This is a genomic window from Saccharothrix mutabilis subsp. mutabilis (assembly GCF_039521145.1).
In the GTDB taxonomy this organism is placed as follows: domain Bacteria; phylum Actinomycetota; class Actinomycetes; order Mycobacteriales; family Pseudonocardiaceae; genus Actinosynnema; species Actinosynnema mutabilis.
The window spans coordinates 153,929-180,049 of record NZ_BAAABU010000007.1; the positions used below are offsets into that span (position 1 = coordinate 153,929).

Sequence of the window (26,121 nt, forward strand, 5' to 3'; positions counted from 1 at the left end):
TCCGCCTCCTAGGTCGTCAAGGCAGGTACCGCGATAGCGGTGACCACAAACCCCTCCCGCGCCATCCAGCGACCCGTGAACCCGTCGAGGGTGAACCCGTCCACCACCGGCGGCTCGATGAGGACGCGCGCGGTGAACGTCCCGTCGTCGGGGTTGACGGTCACCTCCGCATCCTCGAACCCCAGCCACGTCCGCGCCAGTGGGAACCACGCCTTGTAGACCGATTCCTTCGCGCTGAACAGCAGCCGGTCCCAGCAGACCTTGTCGGTCGCCCGGCCCAGCGCCGCGACCATGCGCAGCTCACCCGGCAGGGCGATGGCCTCCAGCACCCCGTCCGGGTTGGGCTCGTTGGGCTCGGCGTCGATGCCGATCGTGCGGATGTCCGCCGTCCGCGCCACGGCCGCCGCCCGGTAGCCCTTGCAGTGCGTGATGCTGCCCACGACCCCGTCCGGCCACACCGGCGCGCGCCGCTCGCCCGGCGGCAGCGGCACCGGCGGGAGGCCCAGCCGGCCCAGCGCGAGCCGCGCGCAGTGCCGCCCGGTGGTGAACTCCTTGCGCCGCTTGTCCACGGCCTTGGCGACGTGCTCCTCCTCCTCGGGCGGCAGCGGCACGTCGAAGTCCTCGAACGTGTCCACCGACGCCACGCCGGCGGGCATGAGGTCGTCGATCACCGCGCGTCCCCTTCCCGCAGCACGTCCACCAGCGGCGCCTTGGTCCACCCGCGGGGCTGCCACTCGCGCGGGTAGCCCAGCGACACCTCGTCGAACCGGACCCCGTCCTTGCGGATGGTCCGCGGGATGTGCAGGTGCCCGTACACGGCCGCCGCCGCGCGGAACCGCAGGTGCCAGTCGGCCGTGCGCTCGGTGCCGCACCACAGCGCGAACTCGGGGTAACGGAGGATCAGCGTGGGTTCGCGCACCAGCGGCCAGTGGTTGATCAGCACGGTCTCCAGCGCCGGGTCCACCGCGCCCAACCGCCGCTCGGTCTCCTCGACGCGGGCCGCGCACCACGCCTCGCGGCTGGGGTACGGGTCGGGGTGCAGGAAGTACTCGTCGGTGCAGATGATCCCGGCCTCCTGCGCCACGGCCAGCGCCGACTCCTTGTCCGAGGTCCCCGGCGGGCGGAAGGTGTAGTCGTAGAGGGTGAACAGCGGCGCGACGGCCACCGGCCCGTCCGGGCCCGCCTCGAACACGGCGAACTCGTCCTCGGGCGTGCGCACGTCCAGGCTCCGGCACAGCTCGACCAGCTGCTTGTACCGCACCTCGCCGCGCGACTGGACGGCGTCGTCCTTGGTCGTCCACAGCTCGTGGTTGCCCGGAGACCACACGACCGTGTGAAACTGCCGGCGCAACTCCGACAGCGCCCACTCGATGTCGTCGAACCGCTCGGCGACGTCACCGGCGACGATCAGCCAGTCGTCCGGCGAGTGCGGCCGGATGCCGGTCACGAAGTCGCGGTTCTGCTGGTAGGTCACGTGCAGGTCGCTGGTGGCTAGCAGGCGCGGCGTCACACTTCCGAGGGTATCCGCCTCCGGACCGTGCGCGGGGGCCATGACCGAACCGACCGCTCACCCGCTCGTCGCACCTGGGGCACCGCTGACCGACGCGCCGGGGTCCGCGCGACGCTGCGTGGCCCCGTTCGGCGGCTCGGTCCTTACCCGTGCGTGTCCGGCTTCCTAGCGTGATGGGTATCACGACAGTCCTGCGGCGGAGGACCCGATGACCAACGACGTTCGACCCGCGTTCGGCCGCACGGTCGGTGCCGAGATCGCGCGCCAGGTCCAGCAGCACCAGTACCCGGCGGTGGCGCCCAGGCGCGACGAGGCCGCCCTGGCGACGTTGCTGCGGGCCCGCCAGCGCGGCGACCTCCAGCGGCAGGAGCCGTGGGTGCGCCGGGCCCCCGAGGCGCCGGCCAAGCCGCCGCACGCGGACGTGATCGAGCAGCTGGCGGCCCGCCTGGTGCCCCCGTCCCTGTGGGCGGCGGTGGAGCCCCTCATCCCGCCCGCGAAGGTCCGCAGGCAGGGCGGCGGCCGGGGCCGCGTGTCCGACCGGGCGATCTTCACGGCCATCGTGTTCGTCCTGACCAGCGGTTGCGCCTGGCGCCACCTGCCCGCCACGTTCGGCGTCACGGTGCCCACCGTCCACCGCAGGTTCCAGGAGTGGACCGACGTGGGCCTGTGGCCGCGCCTGCGCCGAGTGGCCCTCGACGCGCCCGACGGGGAGTGGCTGCGACTGGTCCTCGACGCGGCCGAACGCAGGGGCACGAAAGCCGCCGGCTGAGCCCGGCGCCGGAACGACCCAGGGTGTCCGCACGTCCCATCTCTCGAACCGGGAGCTGAGCAACACCCGTTTCCCTTCTGATGGAGGTGCACCCCGACATGCCGACCCCACCCGGACCCGCGCTGTCGAACCGCGAGATCGCCCTGCTCCGGGCCACCGCCGACCACCGCGTCGAGTTGACGTGCAGCAGCGAACCGGACCTGCGCGTGGACAACCTGCCCTTCTGCGACCACCCGTCCGCCCGGGCCCTGGTCCACGGTGGCCTGATCGAGCCGACCGCGACCGGTCCCGTGGGCACCTGGGTCCCGGCCCGGCTGACCCCGGCCGGTGCGCGCGCCCTGGGCCTGGTCGCGGCTTAGGTCGTCCAGGCCGGCAGGCGCAGGGTGGTCACCGGCAACAGGCCACGCTCGCGCAGTGCGGCGAACGACGTCAGCATCCCGTCCACGCCGGCCCGACGCGGCAGACCGGACCGGTCCACCAGAGCTGACAGCTCGTCGGAACTCAGCGGTTGCGGGATCCCCACCAGCTCGACCGGTGTCGGCACCGACGCGGCGCGGCGTTCGGCGGCGAGGGCGTGCGCCGCGACCCAGCGGATCTCGCCGAACAGCATCGGGACGCTGATCAGGTCCGGCGTGTCGTCCGCCAGCAGCTCCTCCACGACGGGCAGCACACGCGGGTCGCCCGTGGGCTCTTTGGCCAGCACGCCGAGCATCGTGGTGCGGCGGTGGGCGTCGGACGCTTTCAGGATGTCGACGATCTCGCCGAATTCCTCACCGGTGAGCATGTGCGTTCCCCTCATCCCGCCCGGTGGCGGCGAACCCTGTCGACGACTTCCGCGATGGTCGGGTTGGGCGGCGGACCGAGCCGCGCGGCCACCCTACTGCCGATCTCGACGCGACTCCGCGCCCGCTCCTGCCAGTGCGGGTAGTTCGAGTGGTCGGCCATGGGTATGCCGTCGACCACCATGTGGGCACGGCCCTCCGCTCGCGTGTCGGCGACCGCGGCCGGCGACCTCGACACCGGTACCTGCCCGTTGGTCAGCTCTTCGACCTTGCGGGCGAGGAAGTCGTGTTCGTCCTCCAACGCTCCGCGGTGTGCTTCCAGGTAGGCCCGGTCGTGGTCGGCCTCCCAGGCGCCCCGCCGAGCCCTGGACATGTTGTCGTGGTCGCGGCCGAGGTGGTCGAACCCGGTGCGGTTGCCGATCTCCCGCAGGCGTCGCTGTTCGGCGGCCTCATGGGCGATGAACTGGGCGTCCGCCACGGATCCGTTGCCGGACGTCAGCCTGCGCCAGGCCGAGTAGTTGGCGTGGCTCATCGCGATGCCGGGGCTGTCGAACAGGTACTTCTTGATCGACCTGATGGTCTCGGGATCGACGTCGAGGCCCAGGCGGTCCAGTTCCCGCCGCATCCGGGTGGTGTCCTCGACGTTGACCAGGTTCCGCCGCAACGCGTCGATCTCGTCCGGGGTCCACGGCTTGCCCGTAGCCGGGTTGTCGCCCCACTTGAGCGGGTCGAACAGGCCACGTCGGCCGCGGTCCGCGGCCCCGTCGGCGTCGGTGTGGTTGGTGCGGTGGTGGTCGGGGGTTCCGGTCCAGCCCCCTGTGCCGCCCGGGCGCGGGCCGCCGCCGGGTGCGCCGCTGCCCGGGCTGCCGGGGCCGCCGCCGGGGGTGGTGCCGGGCATGCCGCCGCCGGGTGTGCCGGTGGGGGCACCGCCGGTCGGGTTGTGCGGGCCGGGGCTGGTGGGTGTGTGGGGCTGGTCCGGGCGTACGGGGGCTTCCGGGGTTGCGGCTGCGGCCGAGGTGTGGGTCGTAGCGCGTCGGGGTGGGGGTGGGGGCGTTGGGTGGGTTGCCGGCGTTCGGGCCGCCACCGCTGTACGAACCGCCACCACCGCCGCAGGGCGAACCGCCGCCGCCAGGACCGCCGCCGGGACCGCTGCTGTTGCCGCCGGGGGTGCCACCGCCACCGGGCGCACCAGCCTGGCCGCTGGCCGTGCCTCCGCCGCCGCTGTTGCCGCCGGGGCTGCTGCTGCCGCCGGGGGAAGGCCGGCCGCCGGGGCCGCCTCGGTGCTCGCCCACGGGGGTGCCGCCCGGAGCGGGACGGTTGTCGCTGCTCGGGAGTTCCCGCCCGGGCCGCTGGCCGGTTAGGCGTGCACGCCCGCCTGGTACTTCGGCACCCGCACGCTGATCTTCGTCCCCAACCCCTGGGCGGTTTCCACGACCAGGCCGTAGTCGTCGCCGTAGCAGCGGCGCAGGCGTTCGTCGATGTTGCCCAACCCGATGCCCGCCGTCTCGCCGACCTGGCCCGCGAGGGTGCGGCGCAACGCCTCCGGGTCCATGCCGATGCCGTCGTCCTCGATGGTGATGTGCGCTTCCTCGCCCGCGTCCGCCGCCTGGATGGTGATGTGCCCCGGCCCGACCTTGCCCTCCATGCCGTGCCGGACCGCGTTCTCCACCAGCGGTTGCAGGCACAGGAACGGCACGGTCACCGGCAGCACCTCCGGCGCGATCTGCAGCGTCACCTTCAGCCGCTCCCCGAACCGCGCCCGCTCCAGCGCCAGGTACTGGTCGATCGACCTCAGTTCCTCCGACAGTGTGGTGAAATCACCCGCCCGGCGGAACGAGTACCGCGTGAAGTCGGCGAAGTCGAGCAGCAGGGTCCGCGCCTTCTCCGGGTCGGTGCGCACGTAGGAAGCGATGGCGGACAACGAGTTGTAGATGAAGTGCGGCGAGATCTGCGCCCGCAGCGCCCGCACCTCCGCCTCCACCAACCGGGTCCGCGACCGGTCCAGTTCGGCCAGCTCCAGCTGCCCGGACGCCCAGCGCGCGACCTCGTTGGTCGCCCGCACCAACCCCGCCGACGGCTCCCGGCTGTACGCGGCCAGCACGCCGACCACCCGCCCCTCCACCGTCAACGGCGCCAGCACGGCCGAGTGCACGGGGCAGTCCGGCGACCCGCACGTGATGTCGAACGCCCGCGTCCGCCCGGTCGCGAACACCTCCCGCGCCAGGTCCATCGCGTCCGCCGCGTGGTGCTCGCCGCCGCCCTCCCACGCCACGACCTCGGTCTCGTCGGTCAACGCCAGCGCCGGCGTGCCCAGCAGGGTCCGCAGGTGCTTGGCGGACTTCTTCGCCGCGTCCGGCACCAGCCCGGCGCGCAGCGGGGGAGCGGCGGACCACGCCGTGTGCAGGGTCTCGAACGTGATCCGCTGCTCGTGGGTCAGGAAGTCGTTGCGGGCCCGGGAGGTCCGCCACAGCGTGATCACCACGGCGAGACCGGCCAGCAGTATCGCCCCGGCCGTCCACAGGCCCGTCACAGCCGGTCCTGACTGCGCAGACCCAGGTTCTCCGGCGCGTGCAACCGCACCATCACGTGGTTCACCCCCGGCGGCACCTTGCGCGGTGTCAGCAGCGACACCACGTACATCACGACGAACCCCAGCGGCACGGTCCACGCGGCCGGGCGCGCCAGGAACACGTTGCCGCCGCCCGCGCTGATCGTCACCAACCCCGCCACCAGCGCGGGCACGCCGCCGGCCAGCATCCCGGCCACCGCGCCCACGGTGGTGATCCGCGTGCTCCAGATCCCCAGCACCAGCAACGGGCACAGCGACGACGCCGCCACCGCGAACGCCAACCCGACCATGTCCGCCACCGGCACCTTGCCCACCAGCCACGTCATGCCCAACGGCACCAGCACGGCCAGCACAGTGGACACCCGGAACCCGCGAATCCCCCGGAACTTCAGCACGTCCCGGCTCAACACACCCGCCAGCGACACCATCAGACCCGACGAAGTGGACAGGAACGCCGCGAACGCCCCACCCGCGACCAGAGCGCCGAGCAGCTGCCCGCCGACCCCGTCCACCATCCGGCTGGGCAGCACCAGGACCACCGCGTCGGTGTCCCCGGTCATCAGCAGCTCCGGCGTGTAGAGCCGCCCGAGAGCGCCGTAGATCGGCGGCATCAGGTAGAAGATCCCCAGCAGCCCCAGCACGATCAGCGTCGTCCGGCGCGCCGCCCGGCCGTTGGGGTTGGTGTAGAAGCGGACGATCACGTGCGGCAGGCCCATCGTGCCCAGGAACGTCGCGATGATCAGCGAGTACACCGCGTACAGCGGGAAGTCGTCCCCGCCGCGCAGCGGCAGCGCCCAGGAGGCGTTGCTGTTGAACGGGATCGACGCCACGTGCGGCACCGGCGCGCCCTCCGGGAACACCAGCCGCGTGCCCGCCGCCACGGTGTGCTCGCCCGGCCCGAACCCGGCCGGTCCGTCCACCTCGGCGCCGTCCACCACGCCGTCGCCGCGGAACTCCACCGCCTGCTCGACCCGCACGGTCGTGTTGGTGTCGAAGGAGACGGTGGTCTCGCGCGGGAACACCGGGAACTCCGGCCCGGTCAGGTCGCGCGCCCCGTGCGCCTGCCACGCCACGACCAGGAACGCCACCGGCACCGCGATCGCGGTCAGCTTGAGCCAGTACTGGAAGGCCTGCACGAACGTGATGCTGCGCATCCCGCCCGCGATGACGTTCGCCGTCACCACCACGGCCACCACCAGCGCGCCCACCCAGTCCGGCGCGCCGGTCAGCGTGTGCAGGGTCAGGCCCGCGCCCTGCAACTGCGGCAGCAGGTAAAGCCACCCGATCCCCAACGCGATCACGCTGGCCACGGCCCGGACGGCGGGCGAGCCGAACCGGGCCTCGGCGAAGTCCGGCAGCGTGTACGCGCCGCTGCGCCGCAACGGGGCCGCGACCAGCGCCAGCAGCACCAGGTACCCGGCGGTGTAGCCGACCGGGAACCACAGCATGTCCGGCCCGTGCGCGAAGATCAGCCCGGCGATGCCGACGAACGACGCCGCCGACAGGTACTCGCCGCCGATCGCCGAGGCGTTCCACCACGGCGACACCGTGCGCGAGGCGACGAAGAAGTCCGACGTGGTGCGCGAGATCCGCAGCCCGTAGGTGCCCACCAGCACGGTGCCGACCGCGACCACGATCACCGCGATGATGCCGTACGAGCTGGTCACGAACGTTCCACCAGCTCCGCGAACTCCCGCTCCCCGCGCTCGGCCTGCCGCACGTAGAACCACCCGGCCAGCACGAACACCGGGAACACCAGGACGCCCAGCAGCAGCCACGGCAGCGGCAGCCCCAGCAGGCGCTGCGCGGTGACCGCCGGGACCAGCGTGAAGACCAGCGGCAACGCCGCCACGCTCCCGCACACCACCGCGCACAGCAGCAGCCCCAGCCGCCGCTGCGTCCGGATCAGCGACCGCATGTAGACCGCGCCGAGTTCGCTCTGCTCGTCGATCTCCCGCGACGCCGGGTAGGGCCGGGGCACCCGCGGCGCGCGGGTGCGCGGGCTGGTCACCACGACCCGTTCGGTGGGCTTGCCGGGGGTCGTCATGACGGCTGCCGGTTGCGCCGGACCAGCAGTTGGCGCAGGTGCCGGGCGTGCCGGCGGCTGACCGGCAGCACCGCGCCGCCGATGTTGACGCTCAGGTGCCCGTCCTCCAGGCGCAGCTCGTCGATGTGCCCGAGGGAGACCAGGTGGCTGCGGTGGATGCGCACGAACCCGGCCGAGCGCCAGCGCTCCTCCAGCCCGTTGAGCGCGGCCCGCACCAGCCCGCTGCCGGTCGCGGTGTGCAGGCGGGCGTAGTCGCCGTGCGCCTCGACGTACCGGATGTCCGCCAGCCGGATGAACCGCGTGATGCCGCCCAGCTCGACCGGGATGACCTCGTCGCCCACGTCCGGCGCCTTCTCCGCCGGGGCGGGCGCGGGCTCGGCGGTCTTGGTGTCCAGCACCTCGTGCACGATCCGGTGCACCGACTCGGCCAGCCGTTCCGGGCGGACCGGTTTGAGCAGGTAGTCCAGCGCCTTGAGTTCGAACGCCTCGACGGCGGGCTCCTGGTGCGCGGTGACGAACACGATCGGCGGCGGCTGGGCGAACCGCGACAGCACGCGCGCGAGGTCCAGCCCGTCCAGGCCCGGCATCCGGATGTCGAGGAACACCGCGTCCACGCCCTGCCCGGCGTGCAGCGTGCGCAGCGCCTTGGTGGCGTCGGTGACGGCTTCGACGTGCCCGATCCGGGGGTCCGCCTTGAGCAGGTAGACCAGGTCGTCCAGGGCGGGCGCCTCGTCGTCCACGGCGAGGACGCGGAGCCTGCGTTCCAGCGCCCCGCGGCGTTCCGGCCCCTCGCAGATCGGGCAGGGAAGTCCTGACGTCATGGAATTCCAATGCGGGTTCGACGGCGTCGGCGATTAGACCATTGGGTGGTCATCCTCGCTCTTGAGACCCACCGGAGGCAATGACCGCCGCGCGGCCTGGGCGTCACCCAGCGTGACTTCGAGTTCGAGGAACGCCTCCTCGGCCCGGCGCGCGGCCACCCCGACGGACGCGGCAGCCGCCGTGCCGATCATCCGGTGGGTGGGTTCCTGGAGCTCGCGGACCAGGTCCGACCACCGGCTGGCCAGCCGCGCCAGCTCGGCGAGCCGCTCGACCAGCTCGGCCGACGACCCCGGCACCCCACCCCGGAGCGCCGCGAGGTCACCCCGCGGACCGACACCCATGACACGCCCCCACCGATCCGCCACCCAGGACCCCGATGCTCCCGCCGGCCCGCGACGAGGTCAACGCCCGAGGGCAGTGGTCTCGATCGGCGGGCCGTGATCCGGTCAGGGCAGGGGCGCGCCCAGTTCGGTGAGCAGGGATTCCGCGGTGCCGGCGAACGCGCCGAACCCGCCCGTCACCGACAACTCGTGCCCGATCCGCGCGTGCCGCAGCGCGTCGGCCCGACGCCCGTCCTCGGCCATGGCCCGAACGAGGTGGACATGGGACCTGGCGACCCCGTACCGGTAGTCACAAGCCGTAGCCAGCTCCAACGCCCTCAGGTGCGCCGCCACCGCCCGCCCCGGCTTGCCGAGGTGCCGCAGCGCCAACCCCAGCGCGTTGTGGACCTCCGACTCGATGCGCGGACTCCCGCCCAGCTCCTGGACCAGCGCCAACGCCCGCTGCGCGGTCCGCAGCGCCTCCGCGTGCTCACCCGCCAGGCACAACGCGGTCGCCAGGTGCGCCATCCCCTCGGCCCGCGCGTGGCGGACCCCGGTCCGGTACCAGTTCGCCAGGGCGTGCCGCAGCAGGGCCACGCCCCGGCCGTAGTCTCCGCCGGCCGTGTGGCAGCGGCCCAGCAGGGCCGCGCAGGCCGCCTCCAGGTTCTCGCCGTCCGCCGCCCTGGCCAGGGCCAACCCCTCGGTCAGGCACTCGGTCGCCGGGCCCAGCTCGCCCCGCATGAGGTGCAGCGCGCCCAGGCCCGCCAGCGCCGCGATCCGGACGTGCGGGACCTCCGGCATCACCGCGCTGAGGTCCGTCAACCGGGTGAACGACGCCCGCGCCCCGGCGAAGTCGCCCAGCTCCAGGTTCACCACGCCGGCCAGCCCGGCGTGCAGCCACAGCGTCCGCCCGGACGGGGACGCCTCCCGCAGGAACCGCCGCGCCCCGCGCAGGTCGCCCAGGTTCCGGTGCTCGGCGGCCAGCCAGACCAGCATGGACGTCTCCGCGTCGTGGTCGCCCGCCCGCCGCGCGGCATCGAGCGCGGCGGCGATGGCGTGCACGAACTCCACGTGGTGGCCGTGCGAGCCGAAGTAGCCGCTGACCGCGTCGATCAGCTGCCACGACAGCGGCAACGGGCCGTGCTCGGCGCAGTGCTCGGTCGCGGCCAGGACGCTGGGGCGTTCCGCGGTCAGCCACGCCCGCGCGGCGTCGGCGGTCATGGTCGGCGGGCCGGACCGGGTGTGGCGCAGCTCGGGGTACAGGACGTCGCCGACCTCGACCGCCGTGCGCAGGTACCAGTCGAACAGCCGCCGCCGGGCCGCCGCCAGGTCCTCGCCCTCGAACGCGGCCCGGTCGGCCGCGTAGTCGTTGAGCAGGTCGTGCAGCACGAACCGGTCCGCGCCGACCCGCTGCACCAGGTGCGCCGACGCCAGCTCGCCCAGCAGGCGCTGGGCCTCGGGCAGGGGCGCGTCCAGCAGGGCCGCCGCGCCGGCGGCGCTGAAGTCCGGGCCGGGCACCAGGCCGACCAGGCGGAACAGGCGGGCCGCGTCGTCGGGCAGGGCCGCGTAGGACAGGTCGAACGCCCGGCGGATCGCGGCGGTGTCGTCGTTGTCCACGGCCAGCGCCGCCAGGCGGTCACCGCCGCGCAGCTCGTCCACATAGGACTCGACGTCCAGGTGGGCCGCCCCGACCAGGTTGCCCAGCGCGATGCGCAGCGCCAGCGGCAGGTACCCGCACAGCCGGGCCAGCTCGGCGATCGCGTCGAACTGCGCCACCGCCGCCTCCGGCCCCAGCGACCGGGCCAGCAGCTTCCACGCCTCGTCGCCGCGCAGCACGTCCAGCCGCACCAGCGTGGCCCGCAACGGTTTGCGCAGCTCGTTGCGGCTGGTGACGACCACCGAGCAGCCCGGGTCGCCGGGCAGCAGCGGCAGCACCTGCTCCACCGACGCCGCGTTGTCCAGCGTGATCAGGACCCGCCGGCCGCGCAGCCGCGCCCGGTAGCCGCGGACCAGGTCCTCCTCGTCCACCGGGATGTGGTCGGCCCGCACGCCCATCGCCCGCAGGAACCGGGCCAGCACCGCGGAGGTGGTCAGCGGCGGGGACGTGGAGTGGCCGCGCAGGTTCACGTACAGCTGCCCGTCGGGGTACCGCTCGCGCACCGCGTGCCCCACGGCCGTCGCGAACGCCGTCTTGCCCACCCCCGGCGGACCGCACACCACGACGGTCGCCGCCGCCCGCGTCAGCAGCGCCGTCACCCGGGCCAGTTCGGCGGCCCGCCCCACGAAGTTGCCCACGGGAGCGGGCAGTTGCGACACCGGGGCCCACGTGTCGGCGGCCGGCTGGTGCAGCGACGGGTCGCCGGTGAGGATCGCGTGGTGCACCGCCCGCAGCCGGTCGCTGGGGTCCACGCCCAGCTCGCGGGCCAGGGCCGTGGACGCCTGCCGGTAGGCGTCCAGCGCGTCGGCCTGCCGGTCCGCCCGGTACAGCGCCACCATCAGCTGCGACCAGAACCGTTCCCGCAGCGGGTGCTGCGCGGTCAGCCGGCGCAGGTCGGCGATCACCTCGTCGCACCGGCCCAGCCGCAGCTTCACGTCGATCAGCTCCGAGGTCACCCGCAGCCGCTGCTCGGTCAGGTTGGGCACCTCGGTCTCGTGCAGCGACTCCGACGGCACGTCGGCCAGCGCCGACCCGCGCCAGTGCCCCAGCGCCTGCTCGTAGACCGCCCGCGCCCCCTCGAAGTCCCGCGCCGCCGCCAGCGCCGCGCCCCGCTCGGCCAGGTCGGCGAACCGGTGCAGGTCCAGCGCGTCGCGCGGCAGGTCGATGCGGTAGCCGGTCGGGGTGGTGTGGATCAGCGGCGGGTCGCCCAGCGCGCGGCGCAGCCGCATCACGTAGACCGGCAGCGTCTGGGCGGCCCGGTCGGGGGTCACCTCGCCCCACACGCGGCGGATCAGGTCGCTGGCCGGCACCGACCGGTTCGCGCCGAGCAGCAGCGTCGCCAGGACGATCCGGTGCTTCGCGGCGGTGATCGGGACGGTCCTCCCGTCCCGGCGGACCACCAGCGGTCCGAGCACCCCGAACTCGTCCTGCGACAGGGTCAACTCGCCTCCGCTCCCCGTAGAGACCTTGACATGCTGGTACTCCGACCCTGTCCGGAGTACCACCGGATGGCCCCGAACGCCCGGCTCGCCGCCGATCGGCCCCGAAGTCGCCTAGAGCCGGCCGACTTCGGTGATCCGCAGCGCCGCGGTGCCGGCCTCGTCGGACTCGGCGAGGTCGACCTCGGCGGTGAACCCCCAGTCGTGGTCCTTCGCGGGGTCGTCGAAGATCTGGCGGACCGTCCAGCGGCCGGGCTCCTCGGTGATCACCAGCAGCTGCGGGCCGCGCGCGTCCGGGCCGATGCCGATCTCGTCGTGCTCCTCGAAGTACGGCTCCAGCGCGTCCTGCCAGTCCTCGGCGGTCCAGCCCGAGTCGCCGTCGAGTTGCCCCAGCTCGTAGTAGTTGCGCCGGGCGGCCAGCTCCACGCGGCGGAACAACGCGTTGCGCACCAGGACGCGGAACGCCCTCATGTTGCGCGTGACCGCCGGCGGCGCGTCGTCCACGACCGTGTCGTCGGCCGGGTTGCGCAACTTCTCCCACTCGTCGATGAGGCTGGAGTCGACCTGGCGGACCAGTTCGCCCAGCCACTCCTCCAGGTCGGACAGCTCCTCGGTCTTCGCGTCGCCCGGCACGGTCTGGCGCAGCGCCTTGTAGGCGTCGGCGAGGTACCGAAGCACCAGACCTTCGGACCGGGCGAGCTGGTAGTACGACACGTACTCGGCGAACGTCATCGCCCGCTCGAACATGTCCCGCACCACCGACTTGGGCGACAGGTGGTGGTCGGCGACCCACGGGTGCCCGCGCCGGTAGGTGGTGAACGCCGCCTCCAGCAGCTCCGCCAGCGGCTTGGGATGGGTGACGTCCTCCAGCAGCTCCATCCGCTGGTCGTACTCGATGCCCTCGGACTTCATCGCGCCGATGGCCTCGCCGCGCGCCTTGTGCTCCTGCGCGGACAGCACCTGGCGCGGGTCGTCCAATGTGGACTCGATGACGGACAGGACGTCCAGCGCGTAGGACGGGGACTCCCGGTCCAGCAGCTCGATCGCGGCCAGCGCGAACGGCGACAGCGGCTGGTTGAGCGCGAAGTTGACCTGGAGGTCCACGGTGAGCCGGATGTGGTCGCCCTCGCGCTCCACCACGCCCGCCGCGAGCAGCGCCCGGTACATCGAGATCGCCCGCAGGATGTGCTTGCGCTGCGCGGGCCGGTCCTCGTGGTTGTCCTCCAGCAGGTGGCGCATGGCGGCGAACGTGTCGCCGGGGCGGCCGATCACGTTGAGCAGCATCGCGTGGCTGACCTGGAAGCTGGACGTGAGCGGCTCGGGCTCGGCGTTCTTCAGGCGCTCGAAGGTCTGGTCGCTCCAGGACACGAACCCCTCGGGCGCCTTCTTGCGCACCACCTTGCGCCGCTTCTTCGGGTCGTCACCCGCCTTGGCCAGCGCTTTCTCGTTCTCCACGACGTGGTCGGGGGCCTGGACGACGACCGTGCCGACGGTGTCGTACCCGGCTCGGCCGGCGCGCCCCGCGATCTGGTGGAACTCGCGCGCCTTGAGGTGGCGGGTGCGGGTGCCGTCGTACTTGGACAGCGCGGTGAAGACGACCGTCCGGATCGGGACGTTGATGCCGACGCCGAGCGTGTCCGTGCCGCAGATGACCTTCAGCAGGCCGGCCTGCGCGAGCTGTTCGACCAGGCGGCGGTACTTGGGCAGCATGCCCGCGTGGTGCACGCCGATGCCGTGCCGGACCAGGCGCGAGAGCGTCTTGCCGAACCCGGAGGTGAACCGGAACCGGCCGATCATGGCGGCGATGGCGTCCTTCTCGGCGCGGGTGGCGACGTTGACGCTCATCAGGGCCTGGGCGCGTTCGAGGGCGGAGGCCTGGGTGAAGTGGACGACGTAGATCGGGGCCTCGCGGCCGTGCAGGAGTTCCTCGATGGTCTCGTGCAGCGGGGTGAGGACGTACTGGAAGTTCAGCGGGACCGGCCGCTGGGCGGAGCGGACCGTGGTGGTCGGGCGGCCGGTGCGGCGGGTGAGGTCCTTCTCGAAGAAGGCGACGTCGCCGAGGGTGGCCGACATCAGGAGGAACTGCGCCTGGGGCAGCTCGATCAGCGGGACCTGCCACGCCCAGCCGCGGTCGGGTTCGGAGTAGAAGTGGAACTCGTCCATGACCACCTGGCCGACGTCGGCCCGCTCGCCGTCGCGCAGCGCGATGTTGGCCAGGATCTCGGCGGTGCAGCAGATGATCGGGGCGGTCTCGTTGACGCTGGCGTCGCCGGTCATCATGCCGACGTTCTCGGCGCCGAACGTGTCGATGAGGGCGAAGAACTTCTCGGAGACGAGGGCCTTGATGGGCGCGGTGTAGTAGGTCCGCTTGCCTTCGGCGAGGGCGGCGAAGTGGGCGCCGATCGCGACCAGGCTCTTGCCCGAGCCGGTGGGTGTGCTGAGGATGACGTTCGACCCGGAGACGATCTCGATGAGCGCCTCCTGCTGCGCGGGGTACAGCTCAAGCCCCCGCTGCTGGGCCCACTCGGCGAAGGTGTCGTAGAGGAGGTCGGCGTCGGGGGTGGGCGGCAGCAGGTCGGTGAGAGTCATCGCAGCAGATCATAGGGGGTCCCGCGCCGGCGCCGACCTCGACGACCCGCACGTGCTCGGCCGCCGGGCCCGGCGCTTGTTCACCGGTTCAGCCAGACGTGCAGCGACCACCAGCGGCGCAGGCTCGTGAGGACCGGGGAAGGGTCGTCGTCCCACCGCGTGCCGGTGATCTCGGCCAGCCGGTCCAGCCGGTACCGCACCGTGTTCGGGTGGACGTGCAGCGCGGCGGCGGCGTGGCCCAGGCGTTGGCCGTGGTCGAGGTAGACCATCGCCGTGGCGACCAGTTCGCGGTGGAAGTCGTCCGCGCGGTCCAGGCCCGGGAGGGAGTTCGCCAGCAGGTCGGCGAGCACCGGTTGGGCGTGCAGCGCGACCTCGCCCGCCAGGTCGGTCAGGTGCCGCACCCCGGTCGCGCCCGCGCCCGCCCGACCCAGCGCCGCCACGCACAGCGGGTGCACGGCGTGCACCCCGTCCAGCGTCAACGCCGGCGCCACCACCAGCAGCACCCCGGGCACGGCGGCGGGCACGCGGGCGGCCAGGCCGGTCAACCGGCCCTCCACCAGCCCGAACACCCCGCCCGACCGGCGCAGGTGCTGCTCCAGCACCCGCGCCCGGCCGGGGTCGCTCACGTCCGAGACCAGGCAGTGGTAGCGGCGGTCCGGGGCCAGGCCGGCCCGGGCCAGCTCCGCCGGGGCCACCGCGTCGTCGTCCAGCAGCAGGCGGCGCAGCAGGTGGGTGGCGGCGTCGCGGGTCGTGCGGGACAGCTCCAGTTCGGCCGTGTGGTAGCCGTGGACCACGTGCCGCTCCAACGCCCCCGTGTAGCGGTCCATGTCCAGCACCGCCTCCAGGATCGCCTCCGTCGGCACGCCCGCCGCCCGGCCCCGCGCGGTGGCGATCCTCATCGCCTCCGCCCGACCCGCCTGGACGCCCCGCAGCAGGCCGTCGATCGAGATGCCCTGCGCCGCCCGGTCCGCGCCCAGCGCCTCGGCGGCGGCGAAGTGGCGCTCGTCGGGCTCGCCCGGCCGTTCGAAGAAGTCCAGCGCGGCGGCGAGCAGCACCCGCACGTGCCGCCGCGTCTCGGCCTCCGGCAGCGCCGCCACGTCCGCCGAGCTGCGCCGCGCCACCCGGACCAGCTCCTCGACCACGCGCCCGTCCGTCGCCATGTCCCGGAACACCAGTTGCACCAGCTCGTCGCGCACCGCGCCCCCTCGAAGTTGTGGCACTGGCACAACGAGCTTGCGGGTCGTTGGGCGCGTTCCCCTACCGCCGGACCGCCGAAAACCGCTTCCCTGGTCGCCACCCCAGCCGAAAGGTGTCCCTCCGTGCGACCACTCCGAACGGCGGCCCTGCTCGCCGCGTGCGCCCTGCTCGCGACCTCCGCGCCGGCCACCGCCGAACCACCCCTGCGCCAGGTGATGTTCGTCGGCAACAACTGGGACGGCACCGCCGACGTCATCGCCGCCACCGGCGACTTCGCCGGGATCGCCCGCGTCAACGTCATCCCCGACCGCGAGGAGCGGTTGCGGGAGATCTACCTCAACCCGATCAAGCTCGCCTTCTTCCTCGGCATCCGCAACGGTCCCGGCGAGGGCCACGACCAGTTCGTCGACGACATGTTCACCACCCCCGACGGCACGGCCGTGGTCGCCTCCCGGCCGAGCTTCGCCGACGTGGTGTCCATCGACCTGGCCACCGGCCGCGTCAAGTGGCGGTTCCCGGTGTCCGGCTTCCGCTCCGACCACATGACCGTGTCGCCGGACGGCCGCCGGGTCGCGGTGTCCGCCTCGACCTCCAACACCGTCCACGTCCTCGACATCACCACCGGCCGCGAGGTCGGCCGGTTCGCCGCCGGGGACAAGCCGCACGAGAACGTCTACACCGACGGCGGCACCCGCCTGTGGAACATGTCCATCGGCGAAGTCAACACCGACCTCGACGCGCCGTGGCTGGACTTCACCAAGGGCGACCGCCGCGTCACCGTCGTGGACGCCGCCACGTTCCAGCAGGTCAAGGTGATCGACATGCGGCAGCGCCTGGACGCGTTCGGCCGCTCCGACCTGTCCGACTCGGTGCGCCCGGTGGCGTTCACGCCCGACGAGTCCAAGCTGTACTTCCAGGTGTCGTTCTTCAACGGCTTCCTGGAGTACGACGTCGCCGCCGACCGCATCACCCGCGCCAAGACCCTGCCCAAGAACCCGGCGACCAGCGAGGACCGCACCACCTGGGTCAACGACTCCCGCCACCACGGCATGTCGATGAACCCGGCCGGCACCAAGCTGTGCGTCGCGGGGACCATGGACGACTACGCCACGGTCGTGGATCGAGAGACCCTCGCCGAGGGGCCGCTCGTCCCGGCGGCCAAGCCGTACTGGGCCACGGTCAGCGGTGACGGCAAGGCGTGCGTGATCTCCGAGAGCGGCGCGGACCGGGTGACCGCGATCGACTTCGCGACCGGCCGCAAGATCACTTCGGTGCCGGTGGGCGACCACCCGCAGCGCGTCCGCATCGGGCACGTGCCCGCCGGCTGGACCGGTCCGGCGGTGGGTTGAGTGGGGCGGGTCGGTTCGGCGGTGGGTTGAGGCGGAGGTCCGGCGGGTCCGGGGGTCCGGCTGGTCCGGCTGGTTCGGCGGGGTCGGCGGGGTCGGCGGGGCCGTGCCTGCCGGGCCCGTTCCACCCCGCGTGACCGCCTTGGGCGCGGTAGGTTGGACTGCGCCGGGCGGCTGACCTCACAGGTGCTTTGTTGCACGCTGCTGGCCATAGCGGGGTACTGGCAATTACCGTGTTGACCGTGTCCGAACCGGTAGCCATGCACATGAGCGACGGCCTGCTCAACGCGCCGACGTCGCTGCTGTTCGTCGCGGTCGCCGTGGTGGGGGTCGGCGTCGCCCTCGCCAAGGCCCGGGGTGACCTGGACGACCGCACCGCGCCGCTCGCGGGCCTGGTGGCGGCGTTCGTGTTCGCCACCCAGATGCTCAACTTCCCCGTGCTGCCCGGCGTCAGCGGGCACCTGCTGGGCGGCGCGCTCGCCGCGATCCTGGTCGGACCGTGGGTCGGCGCGCTGTGCGTGACGATCGTGCTGGTGGTGCAGTCGCTGTTCTTCGCCGACGGCGGCGTGACGGCGCTGGGCGCGAACGTCACCAACATGGCCCTGATCGGCACCGCCGTCGGCTACCTGACCGCCGTCGCCCTGCGCGGCCTGGCCAAGCGCGGCAAGGGCGGCCTGGCGCTGGTCGCGTTCCTGTCCGCGCTGGTCAACACCGTGCTGGCGAGCTTCGGCTTCGTCGTGGAGTACGCGATCGGCGGCGCGGGCGGGGTCTCGTTCGGCACCGTCGCCACCGCCGTGCTGGGCGTGCACGTCCTGATCGGCATCGGCGAGGGCATCATCACGGCCGCCACGGTCACCGCCGTCGCCGCCGCCCGACCCGACCTGGTGTACCTGCTGCGCGGCGTGCCGCAGAAGCTGGAGCTGAAGGCGTGAAGCGCTTCTTCGTGTGGTTCGCGCTGGTGAGCCTGGTGCTCGCGGGCGCGGTGTCCTACTTCGCCAGCTCCGACCCCGACGGGCTCGACTTCGTCACCGAGGAGCACGGCATCGCCGAGCACGCCCGGGACCACCCGCTGGCCGACGGCCCGTTCGCCGACTACGCGCTCGGCGGCGACGACCGGTTCACCGGCCTGGCCGGCGTGGTCGGCGTGGTGTTGACGCTGGTCGTGGCCGGCGGGCTGTTCTGGTTGCTGCGCAAGCGTTCGCCGACGGCCCGGTGAACGGCGTCCTGCACCGGCCGGGCGACTCGCCGGTGCACCGCCTCCCGCCGCAGGTCAAGATCGTCGCCGCGGTGGTCTCGGTGCTGTGCGTGGTGGCCACGCCGCGCGAGGCGTTCCCCGCGTTCGGGATCTACCTGCTGGCGATCACGGCCGTGTGGTTCGTCGCCCGCATCCCGCCGACGTGGTTCGCGTCGCGCGCTTTGATCGAGCTGCCGTTCGTGGTGCTGGCCTTCGCACTGCCGTTCACCGGCCACGCCCCGTACGCGGACTTCTTCGGCGTGGCGGTGTCCGTCGAAGGCGCGCTGGCCGGCTGGAACATCCTGGCCAAGGGCACGCTCGGCGTCCTGGTGTCGCTGACCCTGGCCGCCACGACCGCGCCGCAGGACCTGCTGCTGGGCCTGCAACGCCTGCGCATGCCGTCGGTGCTGGTCACCATCGCCACGCTCATGCTGCGCTACGCCGAGGTCGTGGTCGCCGAGGCCAAGCGCATGCGCGTCGCCCGCATCTCCCGCGGCGACGACCCGCGCTTCCTGTGGCAGTTGGGCGCCACCGCGAAGGGCGTCGGCAGCCTGTTCATCCGGTCCTACGAGCGCGGCGAGCGCGTGCACCTGGCTATGGTGTCGCGCGGCTGGACGGGCCGGATGCCGGACGGGCGGGGGAGCGTGGCGGTGGAAGCGGTGCCCGCGACGACGACCGCGCCCGCGTTGCTGGTGGAGAAGCTCGCGTTCGCCTACCCGGACGGCCACCAGGCCCTCTACGGGGTGAACCTGCGCGTCGAACGCGGCGAGCGGGTGGCGGTGCTCGGCCCGAACGGCGCGGGCAAGACGACCTTCGTGCTGCACCTGAACGGCGTGCTGAGCGGGGGCTCGGGGCGGATCGAGGTCGCGGGCCTGCCGGTGACCAAGGAGAACCTGCGCGAGATCCGGCGTCGGGTGGGCGTGGTCTTCCAGGACCCCGACGACCAGCTCTTCCTGCCCACCGTGCGCCAGGACGTGGCGTTCGGCCCGGCGAACTTCGGGCTGCGCGGGGAGGAGTTGGACGAGCGGGTCCGGGCGGCGCTGGCGGCGGTCGGGATGTCCGACGTGGCCGACCGCTCGCCGCTGCACCTGTCCGGTGGTCAGCGCCGGCGGGTGGCGTTGGCGACCGTGCTGGCGTGCGACCCGGAGGTCCTGGTGCTGGACGAGCCGTCGGCGAACCTGGAACCGGTCGCGCGGCGCGAGCTGGCCGAGGTCCTGCTGGGCCTGGACCGGACGATGCTGATGGTCACCCACGACCTGCCGTACGCGCTTCAGATGTGCCCGCGCAGCGTGCTCGTCGACGGCGGCGTGGTGGTGGCGGACGGCCCGACCCGCGAAATCCTCGCCGACGCGGACCTGTTGGCGCGGCATCGGCTTGAACTCCCGTACGGCTTTCGCCTGGACTAGCTGGTGGCGCTTGGTTTGAGCGGCTCGTGGGCGCTGTGCGTGGGTGCAGTGCGCGGGTGCTGTGCGTGGGTGCAGCGCCCACGAGCCGGGTCCTACGGGATGGGGCCTACGGGCTGGTGCAGGTCACTTCGGGTAGCGGGTTGGTGCCGGTCGTGCTCGCGGTGAAGCCGAAGGTCACCGATTGCTCGACGCCCACGGTCCGGTTCCACTCCGCGTTCTTGACGACCACCTCGGCGCCCGAGCCGGACTTCACGCCGTTCCAGACGTTGGTGATGGTCTGGCCGCCGGAGAACGTCCACTTCGCGGTCCAGCCGTTGTACGGGCTGGTGCTGTGGTTCATGATCTCGACCTCGCCCTGGAAGCCGCCGTTCCAGGTGCTGGTGATCTTGTAGATCGCCATGCAGTGCGACCCCGACGGGGGAGGGGTCGTGGTGGTGGTGGTTGTGGTGGTCGTCGTCGTGGTGGTGGGCGGGGTGGTGCCGCCGGGCCGGCCGACGCCGGTCACCTCGCCGTTGCCGCCGTCGAAGACGACGTCGGAGCAGTTGTAGAAGGTCTCCGTCGAGTCCGAGCGCTGCCACACCGAGTAGACGATGTGCCGGCCGGACTTGCCCGACGGGAGCCGACCGCTCCAGTAGTAGTGGCCCTCCGCCGTGCCGACCGAGCCCGAGCGGGGCGGGTCGGTGACCGACAGGAACGGCGTGGACTCCAGGTCGCTCCACGCCAGCGGGCGGTTCGGGCTCCAGCTGTCCTTGGTGACGTAGAGCCGGAAGGTGCCCGGGTGGTGGGCCCACATGTTGTAGGCGTAGTTGAAGTTGGCGCCCGCGGTCAGGTGGGTCACCGGGTAGTCGTCACGGGCGATGTCGAAGCCCGAGAACGTGGGGTTGTTGCCGCTGCAGAGCTTGCCGTCCGGGATGAAACCCGCCATCCGGCCGGCGCCGTCGGAGCGCAGCACGCCGAACCAGTTGTAGAGCGCGTTGGTGCCGCCGGCCTTCACCGCGGCGTCGCAGGCCGGGTTGACCGGGACGATGTTGCCCTGCGGGGTCAGGCCGTCCTGCCAGCACAGGTACGTGCGGCTGCCGGGTTTCATCATGGCGCCGTGGGCGGACGCCGTCGTCGCGTTCACGAGCACGGCGACCAGCAGCCCGGCGGCAGCGAGCGCCGCCGCGGCGAACCATCGTCGGGTCGTCACGTACGTCACCTCCTCGTCGAGGTTCTGGGAGCGCTCCCAGACGGGCTGACTGTAACGGGCCGGTGCCGTTCTGTGAACGAAATGCCGCCTTATGGCCTAGTTCGCCCGTCTCAACGGGTCACCGCTCCGCGCTCTCTAGCTCGGACGCGCTTCGCGCTCTCAAGCGGACGCGCTTCGCGCTCTCAAGATCAAGGGCGGCCTGGAGGCCGCCAGTGGGGGTGACGGGCGTCGTGTCCCCCACCGCATGGCCTGGCGGAGCCGACCACACTTTCCCGGGGTCGGTCGAAAAACTTTTGCTCGTCCCTCGCAAAACTTTTTGGCCCGACCCCGGGAAAGTGCGGTAGCCCTTCGGGCAGGCCATACGGTGGGGGACACGAAGCCCTCGGTTTGTGCATGAATGCACCGCCGCGCGGAGCGCGGCGAAGAGCTGAGCTGAGCTGAGCGCGGAGCGGGGAGTGGGGAGCGGGGAGCGGGGAGCGCGGAAAAGCCGCGCTGTGCGCGGAAAAGCCGTGCGTGCGAAAAAGCCCGTACGCGTGGGGGCGGTGGTGCGAAGCTGGCCGGTGCCGGTGCCGGTGCCGGTGCCGGTGCCGGTGCGGGTGCGGGTGGGTGTGGGTGTGGGTGTTGGGCGGGCGCGGCGGGTTTAGTGGGCTGGTTCTGAGGCGTTTTCCGCGGGAATGTCAGACCCCCGTGAGACCATGGAGACGGGGGCCGGAGGCCGCCCCAACTCCTCCGCCGCGCGGTGCGGGGCCAGGCGTCGCATGCCCGCCGCCGCGCACCGTCGCACCACCCCGGGCTGCTCCCACAACAACCGCAACCCCCGCCGCAGTAGCAGCGGCACGGGCTTGCGCGCCTCTGCCACGTCCCTCGCGAAGCGCCGCACGAACGTCACGAAAGCGTTGGGCGTCAACACGATCGCGTCCGCCAACACCCCCGCCTCGCGGCAGCCGGCCACGAGCCGGTCCGCGAAAAGGCCCTCCGCGATGAACGGCCCGTCCGCCTCCACCACCCGGCACCCGACCCGGCGGTCCTCGCCCAGCACGTAAACCGGGGCCTCGACCCGGCCGGTCGTCGCCAGTTCGATCACGGCCGCCAGCGCGTCCGCGGTGTGCCACGACTCCTCGGCGTCCCAGTCCGGCCGACCGTTCGCGTCGCGCGGCAGCGCCGGGTCGTCGCCCTCGCGGTAGAAGTCGTCCAGGCGCAGCACGGGCCAGCCCAGGTGGGCGGCGAGGGTGGACTTCCCCGAACCGGACGGACCGGCGAGCAGCACGACGCGGGGCTGAACGGCAGGTGACGGCACGGGGTGCAATGGTCGCACATCCACCGCTTGTCCGGGCGTGCAGGGGAAGTGCTCCGCTGTGCACCGGCGCTGGCACTCAGCGCGACGGCCCGCCACGATGTCGGTCATGGAACGCGTGCGCGACGAGGAACACGCTCGACGGCTGCTCAAGGACCTCGAACGCGACAAGCCGCGGCACGAGCGCCCGCCGGACGTGGCCGCGCCCACCGGGGCCGGCTCGGCGGACGTCGTGGCGCAGGGCGGCGACCGGATCGCGCTGGACCCGGCCGAGCTGGCGGAGGCGCTGCGCCGGCTGGACGGGCTGCACGACGAGATCGAGACCCGGCTGGGGGAGTCCGTCGAGCTGGAACGCCCGTTCGGCGATGGCCGCGGCCCGGTCGCCCGGCACATGCGCGCGGCGTTCGGGCTGCGCGGCGGGCACAGCGGGGTGCAGGGCGCGTTGCGGTCCTACCTGGACGAGCTGGGCGCGTTGCGCGAGGCCCTGCGCCAGGTCGGCACCACCCACCAGACCCAGGACGAGGCCGTCGCGGACACGATGAGGCGCAAGTGACCGAGCAGCGCAAGAACCGCTTCCACTCCGACGACCACCGGCCGAGCGCGCGGGCGTTGCGCAAGGCGCGGCGGGTCCGGCGGCAGAAGGAGGCCAACCGGCTGCCGGAGAAGTTCGGCGACATCAACTGGGCCGTCTACACCCACCGCGAGCTGTGGGACATGGTCAAGTCCGCCGACACCGGCCGGATGGGCAAGCGCGCCCACGACTGGCAGGCCCTGGCCGCCGAGGTGGACCGCGCCACCGGGGACGTCCAGCAGCTGGTGCAGCGGCTGGTCGTGTCGTGGCACGGGCCGTCGTCGGTCGTGGCGGCGGAGTCGGCGTCCCGGCTGACGGAGTGGGCGGCCGACGCGTCGCGCCGCGCGTACGGGGTCGGCACCGGCATGACGGCGTACACGTCGGCGGTGGAGGAGGCGGCGCGGCGGATGCCCGAGCCGGTCCACCCGGACGCGGAGAAGTGGTTCCGCGAGGGGTACGACGTGACGACCCTCGACGGGCCCGAGGGCGCGTACTTCCTGCGGCAGCTCCTGGACGACCACAAGCCGGACAAGGAGGAGCAGCAGGCGGCGAAGGCGCGGGCGGTGGACGTGATGGTGGCGTACGAGCACGCCAGCCGCGGGGTGCACGAAGGGTTGCCGACGTTCGACGCCCCCGCGCCGCCGGGTGCGCGGATCGCGGCGGAGCAGGTTCCGGCGGAGCAGACCGCGCGGCCGGTGTTCGACCCGGAGACGCCTGCGCCCGGTCGGCAGGACACTACGACCGTTGCGGCGGTGACCGGGCCGGGTGGTGCGGCGGTGACCGGGCCGGGTGGTGCGGTGGGTTACGGGCCGGGTGGGGCTGCGGGTTACGGGTCTGGTGGGGCTGCGGGTTACGGGTCTGGTGGCTTTGGGCCCGGTGGGGCGGCGGCCGGTGGGTTCGGGCGTGGTGGTGGCGGGTTCGGGCCGATGGGGCCCGGTGGGGCGGCTGGTGTGCTGGGTGGTGCGCCGGGTGTGGCGGCGGCTCGGGGTGGGGTCGTGGGGTCCGCGGCTGGTGGTGCGGGTTACGGCATGTACCCGCCGTTGGCCCCGGCGAACCGGGAAGAGGACCGCGAGCACCGCAACCGCTACGACGACGGCCTGGACCTGCTCGACGACCTGCCGCCCGCGTTCCCGCCGGTGCTGGGCGAATGAGCGACGGCTTCCGGGTCGATCCGGACGAGCTGGCCTGGTACGCGAACCGGCTCGCCGAGTCGGCCGACGAACTCGCCCACGTCGTGTCCGCTGTGGACGGTTCGGTGGGCGACCTGGGGCCGCAGGGGATCACCGAGGCGGTCGACGGGCTGGTCGCCGGGTGGGTGGACCGGTTGCGGGCGGTGGGGTTGGCGGACGTGGCGGTGTCGGTGCGGGAGGCGGGCGAGGCGTACCGGCGGGCGGACGAGTTGCCGTGACCGACTACCGGGGTTTGGGGTTCGACCCGACGCCGGGTGACGCGGAGGCCGTCGCCGCGGTGAGCCGGCGGTGTGCGCTGGGTGTGGACGTGCCGGCGGTGCCCGCGGGCTGGTCGGGTGCGGCGGCGGAGGGGTTGGCGGCGCGGTGGGAGGCCGTGGTGTCCGAGTTGGCGGCGGTGCGCCGTGCGATGCGGGCGGCGGCGGAGGTGCTCGACGCGTGGGCCGGTGAGCTGCTGGGCAACCGGCGGCGGGCGGAGGAGTTGGACGCGCGGGCGGTGCGGTTGCGCCGGGGGCTCGCGGACGCCGCCGACGAGGTGGACCACACCGGGGCGTTGGCGTCGTTCACCCCGGCGCACGGCGAGTCGCACGCGGCGGCGGTGGCCCGGCACGACGAGTTGGCGCGGCGGCTGGAGGAGGTGCTGGCGGAGGCGCGGGCGCTCGAACGGGACCACCACGCCGCGGCCCGCCGGGTCGCCGAACGCCTGCGGGGAACCGAAGCCACGCCTGCCGGTGCGGGCGGGGGCTTCGCTGAAACGCTGGTCGGGTTCTCGGTGGCGGCGGAAGAGTTGGCCTCCGTGTTGTTCGGTGGGCGGCCGCCGGCCCCCGATTCCATTGTCGCGCGCGGGTACGACGATTCCGGTGGTGTGGCCGGTGCCGACGGTGGTGCGCGGCGGGCGGGGGCGGCGTTCTTGGCGGGGCTCGGGTGAGGGTTCCCCCTGTGCCGGGGGTGACCCCGGTGGCGTTGGGTGCGCCCGAGCGCACGGCTGCCGAGCTGGTCGAGGTGTTGCGGCGGATCAAAGGGGTGCGCGATCCCGGGCTTGAGGTGTCCGCCGTCCAGGCCGCCGACCTCGCGCATCGGCACGGGGCCGCGTTGCTCGCCGTCGTGGAGCACCCGCGGGCCGATCCGGCGTTGCTGGTGGCGGCGGTCGTGCCGGGGGAGCGGGTGCCCGACGACCGGGTCGGGTTGGGGCTCGACGGGGCGGCCGTCCTGGACGTCACCGAAGGGGTCACCGCCACCGGGTACCCCGTGGTGATCATCGAACGGGCGTCGGCCGTGGGCGCGCAGCTCCAGGTCGTCGTGCGTGCCGGTCGGACGGCCGTCGTGTTCACCCTGCACTCGCCCACCGGGCGGGGCTGGTTGGACGTCTCCGAGGTGGCCGGGCGGTTCGTGTCCGGGATCGAGTTCAGCGGGAGCGGTACCGCGTCGGCGTCTCGCCCACGACCTGGCGGAACGTCCGCGAGAAGTGGGCGGCGCTGACGAAACCGCAGTCCCGGGCGATCTCGCCGATGCCCTTCGCCGCCTTCGCCGGGTCGCTGAGCAACGCCTTCGCCCGGTCGATCCGCAAGCCCCGGATGCGCTCCGACACGCCCTGGCCGTCGTCGAACAGCTGGTACAGCCGCCGCCGCGAGATGAACAGCGCCTCGGCCACCCGGTCCGCGCTCAACGCCGGGTCGGACAGGTGTTCGCGCATGTAGTCCAACGCCTCCCGGCGGCGCGAGGCCAGGGCGTCCACGCGGTCCAGTTCGGCTTTCAACGCGCTGCGCAGCACCAGTTCCGCCAGCCCGACCAGGTGGTGCGACAGGCCGCGCGGGTCCAGCGCCCGCGCTGCGGCCAGCACGTGCGCCACGGCGCCGGTGAACACCGCGCGCAGCGGCGGCTCGACCGGGACCGGTTGGAACATCAGCGGTTTCAGCTCGCCGAAGCCGATGGTCAGCCGCGCCTCCGCGACGGTCAGCAGCACCACGCCCTCGCGGGAGGCGTGCAGCGACGCGTCCGGCAGCCGCAGCGCCGCGCCCCGCTCGGGCAGGCCCTTGGGCACCGCGCAACCCATCAGCAACTGGACCTCCCGCGGCGGCGCGCCCCCGAGCGCGGCCCTGGCCGCCGCCGCGCCCGACGCCCGGACGGTGAGCAACCCGTGGCCGACGTCCATGCCGGGCAGCGTACGAGCCCACGGCCCCGCGCCCGAGTCCG

The 26,121-nt window shown here is 73.2% G+C and carries 25 protein-coding genes and 2 pseudogenes; 12 read left to right on the forward strand and 15 right to left on the reverse strand.

The genetic code is table 11. The features are described from left to right. Window positions 1-8 precede the first annotated feature (8 nt). Both ABD126_RS18395 and ABD126_RS18400 read right to left on the reverse strand, forming a co-directional pair. Window positions 9-671 carry a 4'-phosphopantetheinyl transferase family protein gene (locus tag ABD126_RS18395; protein ID WP_343935096.1) on the reverse strand — a complete coding sequence of 221 codons (663 nt, stop codon included), beginning with the start codon at window positions 669-671 and terminating at the stop codon, window positions 9-11. Beyond that, on the reverse strand, window positions 668-1,552 hold the full coding sequence (locus tag ABD126_RS18400; RefSeq protein ID WP_343935097.1) for a metallophosphoesterase family protein: 885 nt from the start codon (window positions 1,550-1,552) through the stop codon (window positions 668-670). Before ABD126_RS18400 ends, ABD126_RS18395 begins: the two co-directional genes overlap by 4 nt. A 379-nt stretch (window positions 1,553-1,931) precedes the next feature. Between ABD126_RS18400 and ABD126_RS18405 the strand changes: the two are divergent. Both ABD126_RS18405 and ABD126_RS18410 read left to right on the forward strand, forming a co-directional pair. Beyond that, a pseudogene (locus ABD126_RS18405) lies at window positions 1,932-2,267 on the forward strand (transposase); the annotation flags it as partial. Between the two features lie 110 nt (window positions 2,268-2,377). Continuing rightward, window positions 2,378-2,638 carry a hypothetical protein gene (locus ABD126_RS18410; protein ID WP_343935098.1) on the forward strand — a complete coding sequence of 87 codons (261 nt, stop codon included), beginning with the start codon at window positions 2,378-2,380 and terminating at the stop codon, window positions 2,636-2,638. Here the strand turns inward: ABD126_RS18410 and ABD126_RS18415 are convergent. The 10 genes from ABD126_RS18415 to ABD126_RS18460 form a co-directional block, all read right to left on the reverse strand. Then, the gene (locus ABD126_RS18415; protein ID WP_343935099.1) at window positions 2,635-3,063 is read right to left on the reverse strand and encodes a hypothetical protein; all 429 of its coding nucleotides are present in this window, start codon (window positions 3,061-3,063) and stop codon (window positions 2,635-2,637) included. The genes ABD126_RS18410 and ABD126_RS18415 overlap by 4 nt on opposite strands. Window positions 3,064-3,074: 11 nt before the next feature. Next, window positions 3,075-3,959, reverse strand: a complete 885-nt coding sequence (locus ABD126_RS18420; protein ID WP_343935100.1) for a hypothetical protein — start codon at window positions 3,957-3,959, stop codon at window positions 3,075-3,077. 459 nt (window positions 3,960-4,418) lie between these two features. Further along, complete coding sequence (locus tag ABD126_RS18425; protein WP_343935101.1) at window positions 4,419-5,591, reverse strand: histidine kinase; 1,173 nt, start codon at window positions 5,589-5,591, stop codon at window positions 4,419-4,421. Next, window positions 5,588-7,297 (reverse strand): sodium/solute symporter, encoded by a 1,710-nt coding sequence (locus ABD126_RS18430; RefSeq protein ID WP_343935102.1) that lies wholly within the window; start codon window positions 7,295-7,297, stop codon window positions 5,588-5,590. Before ABD126_RS18430 ends, ABD126_RS18425 begins: the two co-directional genes overlap by 4 nt. Beyond that, a complete protein-coding gene (locus ABD126_RS18435) occupies window positions 7,294-7,677 on the reverse strand; it encodes a DUF485 domain-containing protein (protein ID WP_343935103.1) in 384 nt (127 codons plus the stop codon). The genes ABD126_RS18430 and ABD126_RS18435 overlap by 4 nt, the downstream gene beginning before the upstream one ends. Then, window positions 7,674-8,498: a LytR/AlgR family response regulator transcription factor gene (locus ABD126_RS18440; RefSeq protein ID WP_343935104.1), complete on the reverse strand. Its 825-nt coding sequence runs from the start codon at window positions 8,496-8,498 to the stop codon at window positions 7,674-7,676. Before ABD126_RS18440 ends, ABD126_RS18435 begins: the two co-directional genes overlap by 4 nt. Window positions 8,499-8,531: 33 nt before the next feature. Continuing rightward, window positions 8,532-8,840, reverse strand: a complete 309-nt coding sequence (locus ABD126_RS18445; RefSeq protein ID WP_343935105.1) for a hypothetical protein — start codon at window positions 8,838-8,840, stop codon at window positions 8,532-8,534. Between the two features lie 105 nt (window positions 8,841-8,945). Beyond that, window positions 8,946-11,918 (reverse strand): AfsR/SARP family transcriptional regulator, encoded by a 2,973-nt coding sequence (locus tag ABD126_RS18450; RefSeq protein ID WP_343935106.1) that lies wholly within the window; start codon window positions 11,916-11,918, stop codon window positions 8,946-8,948. A 111-nt stretch (window positions 11,919-12,029) separates the two neighbouring features. Then, a complete protein-coding gene (locus ABD126_RS18455) occupies window positions 12,030-14,504 on the reverse strand; it encodes a DEAD/DEAH box helicase (RefSeq protein WP_343935107.1) in 2,475 nt (824 codons plus the stop codon). An 80-nt stretch (window positions 14,505-14,584) separates the two neighbouring features. Then, window positions 14,585-15,700 (reverse strand): RsbRD N-terminal domain-containing protein, encoded by a 1,116-nt coding sequence (locus tag ABD126_RS18460; protein WP_343935108.1) that lies wholly within the window; start codon window positions 15,698-15,700, stop codon window positions 14,585-14,587. Window positions 15,701-15,823: 123 nt separating this feature from the next. Here ABD126_RS18460 and ABD126_RS18465 point away from each other — a divergent pair, with 123 nt between their 5' ends. The 5 genes and pseudogenes from ABD126_RS18465 to ABD126_RS18485 all read left to right on the forward strand — a co-directional run bounded on the left by ABD126_RS18465 (window position 15,824) and on the right by ABD126_RS18485 (window position 19,687). Further along, window positions 15,824-17,050 (forward strand): YncE family protein, encoded by a 1,227-nt coding sequence (locus ABD126_RS18465; RefSeq protein WP_425542845.1) that lies wholly within the window; start codon window positions 15,824-15,826, stop codon window positions 17,048-17,050. Window positions 17,051-17,289: 239 nt separating this feature from the next. Next, a complete protein-coding gene (locus ABD126_RS18470; protein ID WP_343935109.1) occupies window positions 17,290-17,979 on the forward strand; it encodes an energy-coupling factor ABC transporter permease in 690 nt (229 codons plus the stop codon). Next, window positions 17,976-18,263: a PDGLE domain-containing protein gene (locus ABD126_RS18475; RefSeq protein ID WP_343935110.1), complete on the forward strand. Its 288-nt coding sequence runs from the start codon at window positions 17,976-17,978 to the stop codon at window positions 18,261-18,263. The genes ABD126_RS18470 and ABD126_RS18475 overlap by 4 nt, the downstream gene beginning before the upstream one ends. Before the next feature lie 80 nt (window positions 18,264-18,343). Further along, window positions 18,344-18,841: pseudogene (locus ABD126_RS18480) on the forward strand (energy-coupling factor transporter transmembrane component T family protein); the annotation flags it as partial. Between the two features lie 63 nt (window positions 18,842-18,904). Further along, the gene (locus ABD126_RS18485; protein ID WP_343935241.1) at window positions 18,905-19,687 is read left to right on the forward strand and encodes an energy-coupling factor ABC transporter ATP-binding protein; all 783 of its coding nucleotides are present in this window, start codon (window positions 18,905-18,907) and stop codon (window positions 19,685-19,687) included. Window positions 19,688-19,793: 106 nt separating this feature from the next. Here ABD126_RS18485 and ABD126_RS18490 read toward each other — a convergent pair whose 3' ends face one another. Then, window positions 19,794-20,876, reverse strand: coding sequence for a lytic polysaccharide monooxygenase auxiliary activity family 9 protein (locus tag ABD126_RS18490; RefSeq protein WP_343935111.1), 1,083 nt, complete (start codon window positions 20,874-20,876; stop codon window positions 19,794-19,796). Window positions 20,877-21,516: 640 nt separating this feature from the next. Next, window positions 21,517-22,173 (reverse strand): uridine kinase family protein, encoded by a 657-nt coding sequence (locus tag ABD126_RS18495; RefSeq protein WP_343935112.1) that lies wholly within the window; start codon window positions 22,171-22,173, stop codon window positions 21,517-21,519. A 106-nt stretch (window positions 22,174-22,279) separates the two neighbouring features. Between ABD126_RS18495 and ABD126_RS18500 the strand changes: the two genes are divergently transcribed. Genes ABD126_RS18500 through ABD126_RS18520 form a run of 5 tightly spaced genes read left to right on the forward strand, consistent with a single transcriptional unit; the run spans window position 22,280 to window position 25,407 of the window. Next, a complete protein-coding gene (locus ABD126_RS18500; RefSeq protein WP_343935113.1) occupies window positions 22,280-22,723 on the forward strand; it encodes a hypothetical protein in 444 nt (147 codons plus the stop codon). Next, window positions 22,720-23,892 (forward strand): PPE domain-containing protein, encoded by a 1,173-nt coding sequence (locus tag ABD126_RS18505; RefSeq protein WP_343935114.1) that lies wholly within the window; start codon window positions 22,720-22,722, stop codon window positions 23,890-23,892. Before ABD126_RS18500 ends, ABD126_RS18505 begins: the two co-directional genes overlap by 4 nt. Further along, window positions 23,889-24,149, forward strand: coding sequence for a WXG100 family type VII secretion target (locus ABD126_RS18510; RefSeq protein ID WP_343935115.1), 261 nt, complete (start codon window positions 23,889-23,891; stop codon window positions 24,147-24,149). The genes ABD126_RS18505 and ABD126_RS18510 overlap by 4 nt, the downstream gene beginning before the upstream one ends. Beyond that, complete coding sequence (locus ABD126_RS18515; protein WP_343935116.1) at window positions 24,146-24,856, forward strand: hypothetical protein; 711 nt, start codon at window positions 24,146-24,148, stop codon at window positions 24,854-24,856. Before ABD126_RS18510 ends, ABD126_RS18515 begins: the two co-directional genes overlap by 4 nt. An 11-nt stretch (window positions 24,857-24,867) precedes the next feature. Beyond that, window positions 24,868-25,407 carry a hypothetical protein gene (locus tag ABD126_RS18520; protein ID WP_343935117.1) on the forward strand — a complete coding sequence of 180 codons (540 nt, stop codon included), beginning with the start codon at window positions 24,868-24,870 and terminating at the stop codon, window positions 25,405-25,407. Here ABD126_RS18520 and ABD126_RS18525 read toward each other — a convergent pair. Beyond that, a complete protein-coding gene (locus ABD126_RS18525; RefSeq protein WP_343935118.1) occupies window positions 25,334-26,080 on the reverse strand; it encodes a helix-turn-helix transcriptional regulator in 747 nt (248 codons plus the stop codon). The genes ABD126_RS18520 and ABD126_RS18525 overlap by 74 nt on opposite strands. Window positions 26,081-26,121: the final 41 nt, after the last annotated feature.

What these genes read in the sequence shown, in the direction of transcription:
- ABD126_RS18415 (WP_343935099.1), bottom strand. Translation starts at nt 3,063, where the DNA reads ATGCTCACCGGTGAGGAATTCGGCGAGATCGTCGACATCCTGAAAGCG.
- ABD126_RS18420 (WP_343935100.1), bottom strand. Translation starts at nt 3,959, where the DNA reads ATGCCCGGCACCACCCCCGGCGGCGGCCCCGGCAGCCCGGGCAGCGGC.
- ABD126_RS18485 (WP_343935241.1), top strand. Translation starts at nt 18,905, where the DNA reads ATGCCGGACGGGCGGGGGAGCGTGGCGGTGGAAGCGGTGCCCGCGACG.
- ABD126_RS18435 (WP_343935103.1), bottom strand. Translation starts at nt 7,677, where the DNA reads ATGACGACCCCCGGCAAGCCCACCGAACGGGTCGTGGTGACCAGCCCG.
- ABD126_RS18440 (WP_343935104.1), bottom strand. Translation starts at nt 8,498, where the DNA reads ATGACGTCAGGACTTCCCTGCCCGATCTGCGAGGGGCCGGAACGCCGC.
- ABD126_RS18410 (WP_343935098.1), top strand. Translation starts at nt 2,378, where the DNA reads ATGCCGACCCCACCCGGACCCGCGCTGTCGAACCGCGAGATCGCCCTG.
- ABD126_RS18510 (WP_343935115.1), top strand. Translation starts at nt 23,889, where the DNA reads ATGAGCGACGGCTTCCGGGTCGATCCGGACGAGCTGGCCTGGTACGCG.
- ABD126_RS18525 (WP_343935118.1), bottom strand. Translation starts at nt 26,080, where the DNA reads ATGGACGTCGGCCACGGGTTGCTCACCGTCCGGGCGTCGGGCGCGGCG.
- ABD126_RS18400 (WP_343935097.1), bottom strand. Translation starts at nt 1,552, where the DNA reads ATGGCCCCCGCGCACGGTCCGGAGGCGGATACCCTCGGAAGTGTGACG.
- ABD126_RS18455 (WP_343935107.1), bottom strand. Translation starts at nt 14,504, where the DNA reads ATGACTCTCACCGACCTGCTGCCGCCCACCCCCGACGCCGACCTCCTC.
- ABD126_RS18500 (WP_343935113.1), top strand. Translation starts at nt 22,280, where the DNA reads ATGGAACGCGTGCGCGACGAGGAACACGCTCGACGGCTGCTCAAGGAC.
- ABD126_RS18445 (WP_343935105.1), bottom strand. Translation starts at nt 8,840, where the DNA reads ATGGGTGTCGGTCCGCGGGGTGACCTCGCGGCGCTCCGGGGTGGGGTG.